The organism is Streptomyces sp. NPDC015532 (genome assembly GCF_043078065.1).
In the GTDB taxonomy this organism is placed as follows: Bacteria; Actinomycetota; Actinomycetes; order Streptomycetales; family Streptomycetaceae; genus Streptomyces.
Window position 1 is genome coordinate 1 of record NZ_JBIBSY010000024.1, and the last position, 12712, is coordinate 12712.

General features: G+C 72.9%; 10 protein-coding genes and 1 pseudogene. 7 read left to right on the forward strand and 4 right to left on the reverse strand.

The genetic code is table 11. The features are described from left to right. Positions 1 to 438 precede the first annotated feature (438 nt). Positions 439 to 984: pseudogene (locus tag ACF07B_RS40140) on the forward strand (TetR/AcrR family transcriptional regulator). Positions 985 to 1233: 249 nt separating this feature from the next. On the opposite strand, the gene ACF07B_RS40145 reads toward ACF07B_RS40140, so the two are convergent. Continuing rightward, on the reverse strand, positions 1234 to 2199 hold the full coding sequence (locus tag ACF07B_RS40145; RefSeq protein ID WP_362406515.1) for a DeoR/GlpR family DNA-binding transcription regulator: 966 nt from the start codon (positions 2197 to 2199) through the stop codon (positions 1234 to 1236). Between the two features lie 167 nt (positions 2200 to 2366). Then, positions 2367 to 3815 carry an NAD(P)H-quinone dehydrogenase gene (locus tag ACF07B_RS40150; protein WP_369486439.1) on the reverse strand — a complete coding sequence of 483 codons (1449 nt, stop codon included), beginning with the start codon at positions 3813 to 3815 and terminating at the stop codon, positions 2367 to 2369. Positions 3816 to 3922: 107 nt separating this feature from the next. Between ACF07B_RS40150 and ACF07B_RS40155 the strand changes: the two genes are divergently transcribed. The 4 genes from ACF07B_RS40155 to ACF07B_RS40170 all read left to right on the forward strand — a co-directional run bounded on the left by ACF07B_RS40155 (position 3923) and on the right by ACF07B_RS40170 (position 8556). Beyond that, a complete protein-coding gene (locus ACF07B_RS40155) occupies positions 3923 to 4360 on the forward strand; it encodes a gamma-glutamylcyclotransferase (RefSeq protein ID WP_261709132.1) in 438 nt (145 codons plus the stop codon). A gap of 261 nt (positions 4361 to 4621) precedes the next feature. Continuing rightward, entirely contained in the window at positions 4622 to 5446 is an 825-nt protein-coding gene (locus tag ACF07B_RS40160; RefSeq protein ID WP_384240547.1) for a purine-nucleoside phosphorylase, read from the forward strand. Positions 5447 to 5527: 81 nt separating this feature from the next. Continuing rightward, a complete protein-coding gene (locus ACF07B_RS40165; protein WP_392182585.1) occupies positions 5528 to 7159 on the forward strand; it encodes a phospho-sugar mutase in 1632 nt (543 codons plus the stop codon). A 176-nt stretch (positions 7160 to 7335) separates the two neighbouring features. Further along, positions 7336 to 8556, forward strand: a complete 1221-nt coding sequence (locus ACF07B_RS40170; protein ID WP_392182586.1) for a hypothetical protein — start codon at positions 7336 to 7338, stop codon at positions 8554 to 8556. 266 nt (positions 8557 to 8822) lie between these two features. Here the strand turns inward: ACF07B_RS40170 and ACF07B_RS40175 are convergent, their stop codons facing one another. Together ACF07B_RS40175 and ACF07B_RS40180 are read right to left on the reverse strand one after the other, a co-directional pair. Beyond that, positions 8823 to 9500, reverse strand: a complete 678-nt coding sequence (locus tag ACF07B_RS40175; RefSeq protein ID WP_392182587.1) for a PH domain-containing protein — start codon at positions 9498 to 9500, stop codon at positions 8823 to 8825. Between the two features lie 52 nt (positions 9501 to 9552). Next, complete coding sequence (locus ACF07B_RS40180; RefSeq protein WP_392182588.1) at positions 9553 to 9999, reverse strand: helix-turn-helix domain-containing protein; 447 nt, start codon at positions 9997 to 9999, stop codon at positions 9553 to 9555. Positions 10000 to 10077: 78 nt separating this feature from the next. Here ACF07B_RS40180 and ACF07B_RS40185 point away from each other — a divergent pair, with 78 nt between their 5' ends. Both ACF07B_RS40185 and deoC read left to right on the forward strand, forming a co-directional pair. Next, positions 10078 to 10935, forward strand: a complete 858-nt coding sequence (locus tag ACF07B_RS40185) for a class I SAM-dependent methyltransferase (protein WP_392182589.1) — start codon at positions 10078 to 10080, stop codon at positions 10933 to 10935. Between the two features lie 776 nt (positions 10936 to 11711). Further along, positions 11712 to 12707, forward strand: a complete 996-nt coding sequence (gene deoC / locus ACF07B_RS40190) for a deoxyribose-phosphate aldolase (RefSeq protein WP_369486450.1) — start codon at positions 11712 to 11714, stop codon at positions 12705 to 12707. The last annotated feature ends 5 nt before the right edge of the window (positions 12708 to 12712 follow it).

Consider the following 12712-nt stretch of genomic DNA (forward strand, 5'->3'; position numbering starts at 1 on the left):
ACGCCCACCGCTCCGGCACCGTCAAGGGCCTGAGCGCCGAGGTCGGCGCCTCCGTCACCTCCGGCGCCCCCATCTGCGAGATCAAGGACTGACGAGCTCAAGGACTGGGCGGAACGATCGGGTGACGCGCCCGTCATCGCGTCCGAAGCGCCCGGCGAACCGCATCTGCGGCCCGCCGGGCGCTTCACCGTGCGGGGTGGAACCCGTGCGGGGTGGAACCCGTCAGCGGCGGCGCTCGGACCCCCGTCCGCGCAACCGTCCACGATGCTTCGAGCCGTCCGGCGCCGAGCCCATGGGCGTCCGTCCTGGAGCCGCCGGTGGCATTCTGGAGCGCTGCCGGGAGGCGGGAGAGGTCAGGTGGAAGGCATGGTGGGCGCGACCGCGAAGGAGCGGGCCGGCACGTCAGGACCCGCCACGGGTCCGGGAGCGCCGCGCGTGATGCGGGCGGACGCCCGGCGCAACTACGGACGGCTGCTCGCCGAGGCGCGCTCCGCGTTCGCCGAGCGCGGCACGGACACGTCTCTGGAGGACGTGGCCCGGCGCGCGGGCGTCGGAATCGGCACGCTGTACCGGCACTTCCCGAATCGGCACGCGCTGATGAGCGCGGTCTTCGAGGACGCCGTGAGCGATCTGCTGGCCCGCTCGCGGGAGTTGCTCGACGCCCCGCAGCCGTGCACCGCCCTGGTGGAGTGGCTGCGCGAGATCATCGCGCACGCGGGTGAGTACTGAGGGCTCGCACGCGCCCTCATGTCGGCCTCGCAGGACGAGGGTTCACACCTCGCCCGGTGCAGTGGCCCGATGCGGGAGGCGGGCGGCGCCCTGCTGCTGCGCGCCCAGGAGTCGGGGGCCGTACGCCCCGACGTCTCGATCGGTGATCTCCTCCAGCTGACCAACGCGATCGCGCTGGCGTCGGAGGAAACCGCGGCCGACCCCGCGCTGGCCGACCGTCTGCTGAACCTGACGCTGCGCGGCCTGAAGCCGTGAGCCGGACCGGCTCGCGGCCCGAGACCGTGAGCCCACCTGCCCGACGGCCCGATGGCACCGGCCACCCAGCCCGATGCCATAGCCGATCCGCGGCCCGACACCTCAGGCCGATCCGCCTCGCGGCCGGAAGCCGTGAACCGATCTGCCCGCGGCCCGATGCCGTGAGCCGACCCGGCCCGCGGTCCAACGCCGCAAGCCGACCTGACCGGTCGTCCGGCCGAGGAGTTCGGCCACTCCCGCCGACGCGGCTCAGCGGCGTCGGAGATCGGCCACTCGTGCCCGTTCGGCCGGGGGCTGGTCCCCCATCACCGTCGCGCTCCGTAGCTGCGGTCCCGAGCCCGGGACCACCTGGCCCCGGCGCGGGCCCGGGAGCGGTACGTCCCGACGCGGCTGGCGCCCCGCCGGGAGCGGATCCCCTCCCGCACCGCCCGTCGACGACCCGGCCACCGCGATCTGCACGCCCTGATCGGCCAGGGCCTGGAGTTCGGTGGCCGCGCGGTCGTCATGGGCGGGCGGCTCGTCCGTGACCAGGCGGGTGATGAGGTCGGTCGGCACGGTCTGGAACATGGTGTCCGTCCCGAGCTTGGTGTGGTCGGCGAGGACCACGACCTCCGCGGCCGCCTGGACGAGAGCACGGTCCACGGACGCCGAGAGCATGTTGGACGTGGAGAGTCCGCGCTCGGCGGTCAGACCGCTCCCGGAGAGGAACGCCCGGGAGACGCGCAGCCCCTGGAGGGACTGCTCCGCACCCGAGCCGACCAGGGCGTAGTTGGAACCGCGCAGGGTGCCGCCGGTCATCACGACCTCCACGCGGTTGGCATGGGCCAGCGCCTGGGCCACCAGCAGAGAGTTGGTGACGACGGTCAGACCGGGCACCCGCGCGAGCCGGCGGGCCAGCTCCTGTGTGGTGGTACCCGCCCCCACCACGATGGCCTCGCCTTCTTCGACGAGACCCGCGGCGAGATCGGCGATGGCCGTCTTCTCGGCGGTCGCGAGATGCGATTTCTGCGGAAAGCCGGACTCCCGCGTGAACCCGCCCGGCAATACCGCACCGCCGTGTCGGCGGTCGAGGAGTCCTTCTGCCTCCAGCGCGCGCACGTCCCGCCGTACGGTCACTTCGGAGGTCTGGACGACGCGGGCGAGCTCACGGAGCGACACGGCCCCATTCGCTCGCACCATTTCGAGGATCAATTGGCGACGTTCTGCAGCGAACACGAAACTGACAGTAACCCCAACGACCGTCTGCTTTCAGCAGTTTGCGCCGAATAACAGAAGTTGTTCGCATGGCGGGGTGCTCAGTGGTATACGTGCCCACTCGCGGCACCCGTTCCCTGCGCAGCGTCACCAACTCCCCGTGACCAGCGGGGAGTCACCGGCAGGCGTCAGCCCTCGCCCGTGATCTTCCGGGTGTGCAGCTGTCGTGCCACCTCGGCGATCGAGCCGGACAGGGACGGGTACACGGTGAACGCGTTCGCGATCTGTTCGACCGTCAGATTGTTGTCGACCGCGATCGAGATGGGGTGGATGAGCTCCGAGGCGCGCGGGGAGACGACCACGCCGCCGACCACGATGCCGGTGCCGGGGCGGCAGAAGATCTTGACGAAGCCGTCGCGGATGCCCTGCATCTTGGCGCGCGGGTTGCGCAGCAGCGGCAGCTTCACGACCCGGGCGTCGATCTTGCCCGCGTCGACGTCCGCCTGGGAGTAGCCGACGGTGGCGATCTCGGGGTCGGTGAAGACGTTCGAGGAGACCGTCTTCAGGTTCAGCGGGGCCACCGCGTCGCCGAGGAAGTGGTACATGGCGATACGTCCCTGCATGGCGGCGACGGACGCGAGGGCGAAGACGCCGGTCACGTCACCGGCCGCGTACACACCCGGGGCGGTGGTGCGGGAGACCCTGTCCGTCCAGATGTGCCCGGAGTCGCGGACCCGGACGCCGGCCTCCTCCAGGCCCATCCCGCTGCTGTTCGGGATGGCGCCGACGGCCATCAGGCAGTGCGTGCCGCTGATGACCCGGCCGTCGGAGAGCGTGACCTCGACCCGGTCGCCGACCCGCTTGGCGGACTCGGCGCGGGAGCGGGCCATGACGTTCATGCCGCGGCGGCGGAAGACGTCCTCCAGGACGGCGGCGGCGTCCGGGTCCTCGCCCGGCAGCACGCGGTCGCGGCTGGAGACGAGGGTGACGCGGGAGCCGAGTGCCTGGTAGGCGCCGGCGAACTCGGCACCGGTGACACCGGAACCGACCACGATGAGTTCCTCGGGCAGCTCGTCGAGGTCGTAGACCTGGGTCCAGTTCAGGATGCGCTCGCCGTCGGGCTGCGCGTCGGGCAGCTCGCGCGGGTGCCCGCCGGTGGCCAGGAGCACGGCGTCGGCGGTGAGGGTCTCCTCGGTACCGTCCGCGGCGCTCACGACGACCTTGCGGGAGCCGTCCAGGGCCTGCATGCCCTCCAGCCGTCCGCGGCCGCGCAGGACCCGGGCGCCGGCGCGGGTCACCGAGGCGGTGATGTCGTGCGACTGGGCGAGCGCGAGGCGCTTCACACGGCGGTTGACCTTGCCGAGGTCGACGCCGACCACCCTGGCCGCCTGCTCCATGGGCGGGGTGTCGTCGGCGACGATGATCCCCAGTTCCTCGTAGGAGGAGTCGAAGGTCGTCATCACCTCGGCCGTGGCGATGAGAGTCTTCGACGGCACGCAGTCGGTGAGCACCGACGCCCCGCCCAGACCGTCGCAGTCGACGACGGTCACCTCCGCGCCGAGCTGCGCGGCCACCAGGGCCGCTTCATATCCGCCGGGTCCGCCACCGATGATCACGATCCGAGTCACGTACTCCATTGTCCCGCACGCTTCAAGGTGCTTCCGCCCAGGGGCCCCGAGTACGGCGCATCCGAGCCACTTTGTTACGCGAGAGGCGTACGTGCCCCTGCCGTACCCTCGACCCCATGTCGCTCTACGCCGCGTACGCCGGCAATCTCGACCCGCGGCTCATGACGCGCCGCGCCCCGCATTCGCCGCTGCGCGCCACGGGCTGGCTGAACGGCTGGCGGCTGACCTTCGGCGGCGAGCACATGGGCTGGGAGGGAGCGCTCGCGACGATCGTCGAGGCGCCGCGGTCCCAGGTCTTCGTGGCCCTGTACGACATCGCGCCGCTGGACGAGGACTCCATGGACCGCTGGGAGGGCGTCGGCCTCGACGTCTACCGCCGGATGCGTGTACGCGTGCACACACTGGAGGGTGAGGAAGCCGCGTGGGTCTACGTACTGAACGGGTACGAGGGGGGACTGCCCTCGGCGCGTTATCTGGGCGAACTGGCGGACGCCGCCGAGTCGGCCGGCGCACCGCACGACTACGTCATGGAACTGCGCAAGCGACCCTGCTGAGGTCCGCTCACCCCGGTGCGCGCCACCGCTCCGCGGCGGTTTCCCCCACCCATCCGCCCGCCCCGCTCCGTCACGAGGGTGCCCTCGGCCGCCTCGCCGCTCCGCGGCGCCCCTTCCCGCCCGCCCGCCTCGCCCGGTCGCGGGGGGCTCTCGCACCGCCCTCCCTCTCCACCCATTTGTCGGAAACGACAAGACAACGATCGCAAGACCGTGAGCACCGTCATCTACGCGCGTAGGCCCAAACCGGCTACGCTCTTGCGCGTGAACGCATCTCTTCTTCCGGACGACATCCAGGGCGACCCCCACGCCGCCGCCGACGCCGCCGCCACGCGCCTGCGTGAGCTGACGGGCGCCGAGACCCACGACGTCGCCCTCGTGATGGGCTCCGGCTGGGCTCCCGCCGTGGACGCCCTCGGCACCCCCGAGGCCGAGTTCCCGGTCACCGAGCTGCCCGGCTTCCCGCCGCCGGCGGTCGAGGGCCACGGCGGCACGATCCGCTCGTACCGGATCGGCGACAAGCGCGCCCTGGTCTTCCTCGGCCGCACCCACTTCTACGAGGGCCGCGGGGTCGCCGCCGTCGCGCACGGTGTCCGTACCGCCGTCGCCGCAGGCTGCAAGACCATCGTGCTCACCAACGGCTGCGGCGGTCTGCGCGAGGGCATGCGCCCCGGTCAGCCCGTGCTGATCAGCGACCACATCAACCTGACGGCCACCTCGCCGATCGTCGGCGCGAACTTCGTCGACCTCACCGACCTGTACTCGCCGCGGCTGCGCGCCCTGTGCAAGGAGGTCGACCCCTCCCTGGAGGAGGGCGTCTACGCGCAGTTCCCCGGCCCGCACTACGAGACGCCCGCCGAGATCCGGATGGCCCGCGTCATCGGCGCCGACCTGGTGGGCATGTCGACGACCCTCGAAGCCATCGCCGCGCGTGAGGCGGGCGCCGAGGTGCTCGGCATCTCCCTCGTCACCAACCTCGCCGCCGGCATGACCGGCGAGCCCCTCAACCACGAGGAAGTCCTCCAGGCGGGCCGCGACTCGGCCGCGCGTATGGGGGAACTTCTGACCCAGGTGCTGGATCGTCTGTAGGCGACGGGTGTCCGCCCCCGGCGCGGGGGCGCGACGACCCGGGCACACGGAACCGTACGACCGAAGAGAGGTGCACCCCAGGTGCAGGACGACATCGTCGCGCGGGCCAAGGCGTGGCTGGCCGAGGACCCCGACGCGGAGACCCGTGACGAACTCGCGAAGCTCGTCGAGGCGGCGGACGTCACCGAGCTGACCGCCCGCTTCAGCGGGACGCTCCAGTTCGGCACCGCGGGTCTGCGCGGTGAGCTCGGCGCGGGGCCGATGCGGATGAACCGTTCCGTGGTCATCCGGGCCGCGGCCGGACTCGCCGCGTATCTCAAGGCCGAGGGGCAGACCGGCGGACTCGTGGTGATCGGCTACGACGCCCGCCACAAGTCCGCGGACTTCGCCCGGGACACCGCGGCCGTGATGACGGGCGCGGGCCTGCGCGCCGCCGTCCTGCCCCGGCCGCTGCCCACCCCCGTCCTCGCCTACGCCATACGGCATCTCGGCGCGGTCGCGGGCGTGGAGGTCACCGCCAGCCACAACCCGCCCCGGGACAACGGCTACAAGGTGTACCTCGGCGACGGTTCGCAGATCGTCCCGCCCGCCGACGCGGAGATCGCCGCCGAGATCGACGCGGTCCGCGCGCTCGCCGACGTGCCCCGCCCCGAATCCGGCTGGGAGATCCTCGACGAGGGCGTCCTGGACGCCTATCTGGCCCGTACGGACGCGGTCCTCGCCGAGGGCTCGCCGCGTACCGCCCGCACCGTCTACACGGCGATGCACGGCGTCGGCAAGGACGTACTGCTCGCGGCCTTCGCGCGGGCCGGGTTCCCGGAGCCGGTGCTCGTCGCCGAGCAGGCGGAGCCCGACCCGGACTTCCCGACCGTCGCCTTCCCCAACCCGGAGGAGCCCGGCGCGATGGACCTCGCCTTCGCGGCGGCCCGTGCGGCGGAACCCGATCTGATCATCGCCAACGACCCGGACGCCGACCGGTGCGCCGTGGCCGTGAAGGCCGGCGCCGACTGGCGCATGCTGCGCGGCGACGAGGTCGGCGCGCTGCTCGCCGAGCACCTGGTGCGCCGGGGCGCGCGCGGCGTCTTCGCCGAGTCGATCGTCTCCTCCTCGCTGCTCGGCCGGATCGCCGAGGGCGCGGGTCTGCCGTACGAGGAGACGCTCACCGGCTTCAAGTGGATCGCCCGCGTCGAGGGACTGCGGTTCGGGTACGAGGAGGCGCTCGGCTACTGCGTCGACCCCGACGGCGTACGCGACAAGGACGGCATCACCGCCGCCCTGCTCGTCACCGAGCTGGCCTCGGAGCTCAAGGAGCAGGGCCGGACGCTGCTCGATCTCCTCGACGACATCGCCGTCGCGTACGGGCTGCACGCCACCGACCAGCTCTCGGTGCGGGTGGAGGACCTGTCGGTCATCGCGAACGCGATGCGCCGGCTGCGCGAGCGGCCGCCCACCCAGCTCGCGGGCCTGGCCGTCACCAAGGCCGAGGATCTGACGAAGGGCACGGACACGCTGCCCCCCACGGACGGCCTGCGCTACACCCTGGACGGCGCCCGGGTCATCGTCCGGCCGAGCGGCACCGAGCCCAAGCTGAAGTGCTACCTGGAGGTCGTGGTGCCCGTCGGCGGCCACGACGAGCTCCCGGCGGCCCACGCGAAGGCGGCCGGGCTGCTGACGGCGATCAAGCGGGACCTGTCGGCCGCGGCCGGCATCTGAGCCCACGCCCCGGTGGGAGGCGGCCCGTCCGCCGCCTCCCACCGAAGTCCTGACACGCACCTCCGCCCTCCTTACGGGTGATTTCCACACGGCAGTTGACGCAGCGCTCCCGTGCGCCACCGGACGACCGAGGAACGGTTACCGGCAGCGCACCATCGAGTCCCAGGAGCCGCCGCGTGCCCTCGACCGATTCCCGGCCGACGTCCGCCCCGCCCCGAGACGCCCCGGGCGGGACCGTCCCCGGCGTCCCGGCCGCCCGGCACGCGCCCCGCGCGGCCGGTCGCCTCACCGCGGTCCGCGCCGCCCTGCGGCACGCCGCCCCCGCCCTCCTCGCCTACACGGCCGTCCGCCTCACCGGGCTGGCCGTACTCGCGCTCTGGGCGCACCGACGGCATCACGGGGTCTGGCCGGCCCTGGCGGCGCAGTGGGACGCGGACTGGTACCTCGGCATCGCCGACCACGGGTACGCGCGCCAGCTGGGCACCGCGTTCGACGCGAACAACCTGGCCTTCTTCCCGCTCTACCCGGTCCTGGTCAAGGCCGTCGCGGTCCTGACCCCCGGCTCGCGCGCCTCGACCGGGCTGGCGATCGCGGTCCTGTCCTCGTTCCTCGCCGCGTGGGGCGTCCACGCGGTGGGCAGTCACCTGCACGGCCGTCGCGTCGGCGTGCTGCTGACCGTGCTGTGGGCGGCCCTGCCGGTGGGTCTGGTCCAGTGGATGGGGTACACGGAGTCGCTGTTCACCGCGCTCGCCGCGTGGGCGCTGTACGCGGTCCTCACCGGCCGGCTGGTGTGGGCCGCCTCGCTCGCGGCGCTGGCGGGACTGACCCGGCCCACCGGTGTCGCGGTGGCCGCCGCCGTGGCCGTCGCCGCGCTGCTGTCGCTGCGCCGCGGCTTCACCGTCCGGGCGCTCGCCGCGCTCGTCCTGGCACCGGCCGGCTGGCTCGCGTACGTCGGCTGGGTGGGCCTCAGGCTGGGCCGCTGGGACGGCTACCTCGCCGTACAGCGGCTGTGGCACAACGAGTGGGACGGCGGCGCCGAGACCGTGCGGCGGCTGCGGGAGGTCCTTGCGCAGAACTCCTCACCGGAGCTGTTCCTGGTGATGGTGACCGCGACCCTGCTGGCGGCGGTGGCGCTGTACGCGCTATCGGCGGGGGACCGCCAGCCGCTTCCCCTCCTGGTCTTCACCGGGGTCCTGCTGCTGATCGTCCTCGGCAGCGGTGGCGTCTACTTCCCGCGGGCCCGCTTCCTTCTCCCGGGCTTCCCGCTGCTGCTCCCCGTGGCCCTGCACCTGGCCCGCGCCTCCCGCCGCCTCCGGACCCTGTGCCTCACGGCCGCGGTCCTCGGTTCGGCGTACTGCGGCGCGTACATGGTCCTGGTGTGGCCGAGCGCGCCATAGGGCCTGTCTGACAAGCCCTGGAACCCACACCGGTGACCGGCCGACGGGCTTCGGCGCCCCGGCCGAGGGCGGGGAAACCCGGCCCGCCGGTTCCGGCGGGCCCCTCGGCGTCGGCGACCGGTTCCGGCCGGGCCCCATCGGCCGCGGCTCGTCGTCCGGGTCGCGTCCGCCCGGGTCCGGATCCGCCGGGAACCGGTCCGGCTCCCGGCGGCGCTCCTTCAGGCGGGCGGCCGTCCGTCCGGCTCAGGCCCGCCGCCGGCCAGGTGTCAGCCCACGGCCAGCAGGATGGCCAGGACCACGAGGCCGGCGAGCGCGGGGCCCACCACCTCGTACGCCCAGCGCACCGTGACCTCCCCCTGCGCGCCCTCCGCGGAGGCCCGGTTCTCGGCCAGCTCGCGCAGATCGTCCATGATCCGGTCGGTCTCGGGCCGGACCGGTGTGTCGGTGGCCGTGCCCCGGCCGAGGGCGGACCCCCGGCCCAGTGCCGACGGACGGCCGACGCCTCCACGGCCGGCCTCGCCCTGCGCCGCCTGCCTGGCCGCCTTCTTACGGGCGCGCAGCGACACGGGCACCGCCCACAGCTGGTACTTCGTGCCCGAGGCGTCGACCACCTCGTTCGAGTAGTGCGAGCGCAGCGAGGCGACCTTGCTCCAGGGGAGCACGATCACCCGCAGCGGGTTGCGGACGCGCAGCCGGTCCTCGTTGGCGTAGACGGCGGGGCGCAGCGTGAAGGCGGCGACCAGGGGCACGACGAGGATCATTCCGGCGAGCGCCAGCCATGGAGTGCGGCCGTGTCCGGAGACCAGGGCGTCGAAGCCGAGCCAGCCGACGATGAGCAGCAGGAGGACGCCGCCCGCGATACCGGCGGGCGACCGGTAGATCCGGTCCCTGGCCTCGGGTCGCGAGGCGTCCGGAAGGGGTGACTGGTGGTCGGGGGTGGTCATGGCTCCGATTGTGCCCGACATGTGCCGCGCGTTTGAGCTCGGTGGGGTCTCGCTACGGTCGCGATGGAGCCCCCGGCGTCCGCCGCGCGGGCACCGCGACCGCGCCGGACATGACAGCCCCGATGATCCGGCGAAAGGTCGGGCATTCCAGGTGACTGGGCGCGGGACAGGCGGCGGTGTGCCGCAGCGAGTCGCGCAGGACCCCCAGCTCGCGGATCGTCCGGTCCAGTTCGTCGGCCCTGTCGAGGAGGGTCCGCGGGTCGATGCGCGGGCGTCCGTCCGACGCGAACATCCGGCCGATCTCGTCCAGCGAGAACCCGGCGGAACGCCCGAGGGCGATCAGCGCCAGCCGTTCCAGCACGGCGGGGTCGTACTGCCGGCGAAGACCGCGTCTGCCGGTCGGGGCGATGAGCCCCCGCTCCTCGTAGTACCGCAGCGTCGAAGCGGGCACTCCGGCGCGGCGCGCCACTTCGGCGATATCCAGGTCCAGGTCCGGCATCGTCTTGACCTCAAGTCGGCTTGAAGAAGGACGGTGTCATCTCCAGGCCATGAGGGCAAGGCATCCACAGGAGGCGTGATGGAATCCGAGCGCGGGGCGGGCGGCACGGTGGGCAAGGAGCAGGTGGCGCGCTGGAACGGCCCGGCGGGGAACGCCTGGGTCGAGGCCCAGGACATGGTGGACGCGTTGTTCGCGCCGCTGGAGCGGCTGCTCGTCGAGGCGTTTCCGGCGGGGCAGGGGGAAAGGGTCCTCGATGTCGGCTGCGGTACGGGCGGCACGACGGTGGCCGTCGCGCGCCGGCTCGGTCCCCGGGGGCGGTGCGTCGGCGTCGACATCTCGGAGTCGATGGTGGAGGCGGCCCGGGTCCGTGCCGAGCGGGAGGGCGCGGAGGCCTCGTTCATTCGCGCCGACGCGCAGGACCACGCCTTCGAGCCCGCTTCCTTCGACGGGGTCGTCTCCCGCTTCGGGGTCATGTTCTTCCCGGACCCGGTGCGGGCCTTCAGCAACCTGCGGCGGGCCGCGAAGGAGAACGCCGTGCTGCGGTTCATCGTCTGGCGCGACATCGCGGAGAACCCGTTCATGACGACGGCCGAGCGGGCCGCGGCGCCGCTCATGCCGGACCTGCCCGCGCGGGATCCCGGCGCTCCGGGGCAGTTCGCCCTGGCGGACGCGGACAAGGTGCGCCGTCTGCTGGAGGAGAGCGGCTGGGGCGGGGTCGGCATCCGGGCCGTCGACGCGGCGTGCGTGATGCCGGAGAAGGAGCTGACGCCGTACTTCAGCCGGTTCGGCCCGGTCGGTATCGCCTTGCGCGAGGCGGACGAGACGACCCGGGCCCGGGTCGTCTCATCGGTCCGCACCGCGTTCGACCCGTTCGTCCACGGCACGGAGGTCCGCTTCACAGCGGCCTGCTGGCAGATCGACGCACACGCCGGATAGGCCGTGCGGGTTCGCTGGCGCTGGCGTTCGCGGGTGCGTTGCGGGTGCGGGTGCGGTGCGGGTCCGGTGCGGTGCGGGTGCGGTGCGGTGCGGGTGCGGTGCGGTGCGGGTGCGGTGCGGCTCCGGTGGGGGGGCGGGGCCGTGCCGGTACATCCGCCCGTCGCCGTTGGATCAGACTGAGTCTCCTGGGGAGCCGCTGCTCGATCCGGACGTAAGCGACGGGCATCCGATGTACCGGCACGGCCCCTCCCGCGCGTGGCCGACTGCGGGTGCGTGGTGGTTCCGGCAGTTCGCTGCGGGTTCGCCGGTTCGCCGATTGGCGCAGCCCCTCACCGGCGTGAATTCCAGCCCCTCCGGCGTTCGAGGAGCGGGGTCTGGGGGCGGAGCCCCGGGAGGCCGCTTCCCTGCGGGCCGCCTTTCAGGTGCGGGGACCACATCCAGCCCCTCCGGCATTTGAGGAGCGGGGTCTGAAGCGGAGCCCCGGGAGGCCGCCTCACTGCGTGCCGCCTTTCAGGTACGGGGACAACATCCAGCCCCTCCGGCGTTCGAGGAGCGGGGTCTGGGGCGGAGCCCCGGGGTGGGACGGGCAGGGGCGGCGGGGGCGAAGGAAGGCTTGGGGTCGGGGGCGGAAGAAACGGGGGGTCCGGTTCGTTGCGAGTAGGCGGAGGGACCGTTCCGCACGTCAGCCCGGCGACCTGCCCCACGGGCAAAAAATCCCTCGGTCGTAGCCAGGGCTGTACAGCCGCTACGCGCGTAGATATGCTCGTCTGGTGACCATGCCCACCTCTGCACCCTCCCCCAAGCTCTCGGCTCCGCTCGAGCAGGGTGGTGCCCCCACCCACGCACTCGGCGACGTGACCGCGTCCGACAGCACGCTGCGCCGCTTCCTCCACGGGCTGCCCGGCGTCGACACGGTCGGCCTGGAGGCGCGCGCCGCCTCGCTCGGCACCCGTTCCATCAAGACCACCGCGAAGGCGTACGCCATCGACCTCGCCATCTCGATGGTCGACCTGACGACGCTGGAAGGCGCGGACACCCCGGGCAAGATCCGGGCACTCGGCGCCAAGGCGGTCCGCCCGGACCCGACCGACCGCACGACGCCCACCACGGCGGCGGTCTGCGTCTATCCCGACATGGTGGCCGTCGCGAAGGAGGCCGTCGCCGGCTCCGGGGTGAAGGTCGCCTCGGTCGCGACCGCGTTCCCGGCCGGCCGCGCCGCGCTCCCGGTGAAGCTGGCCGACGTGCGCGACGCCGTCGCCGCGGGCGCCGACGAGATCGACATGGTCATCGACCGCGGAGCGTTCCTCGCGGGCAAGTACCTGAAGGTGTACGACGAGATCGTCGCCGTGAAGGAGGCCTCGGGCGCCGCCCGGCTGAAGGTCATCTTCGAGACCGGCGAGCTGTCGACGTACGACAACATCCGGCGGGCGAGCTGGCTCGGCATGCTGGCCGGGGCCGACTTCATCAAGACCTCCACCGGCAAGGTGGCCGTGAACGCGACGCCCGCGAACACGCTGCTGATGCTGGAGGCCGTCCGCGACTTCCGCGCCCAGACCGGCGTGCAGATCGGCGTGAAGCCGGCCGGCGGTATCCGCACGACCAAGGACGCCGTCAAGTTCCTCGTCCTGGTGAACGAGACCGCGGGCGAGGACTGGCTGGACAACCACTGGTTCCGCTTCGGCGCTTCCTCGCTCCTGAACGACCTGCTGATGCAGCGTCAGAAGCTGGCCACCGGCCGCTACTCCGGCCCCGACTACGTGACGGTGGACTGATCCAT

Coding starts and splice junctions, on each gene's coding strand:
- ACF07B_RS40150 (WP_369486439.1), bottom strand. CDS start 3,815: ATGGAGTACGTGACTCGGATCGTGATCATCGGTGGCGGACCCGGCGGA.
- ACF07B_RS40155 (WP_261709132.1), top strand. CDS start 3,923: ATGTCGCTCTACGCCGCGTACGCCGGCAATCTCGACCCGCGGCTCATG.
- ACF07B_RS40175 (WP_392182587.1), bottom strand. CDS start 9,500: ATGACCACCCCCGACCACCAGTCACCCCTTCCGGACGCCTCGCGACCC.
- ACF07B_RS40180 (WP_392182588.1), bottom strand. CDS start 9,999: ATGCCGGACCTGGACCTGGATATCGCCGAAGTGGCGCGCCGCGCCGGA.
- ACF07B_RS40185 (WP_392182589.1), top strand. CDS start 10,078: ATGGAATCCGAGCGCGGGGCGGGCGGCACGGTGGGCAAGGAGCAGGTG.
- deoC (WP_369486450.1), top strand. CDS start 11,712: ATGCCCACCTCTGCACCCTCCCCCAAGCTCTCGGCTCCGCTCGAGCAG.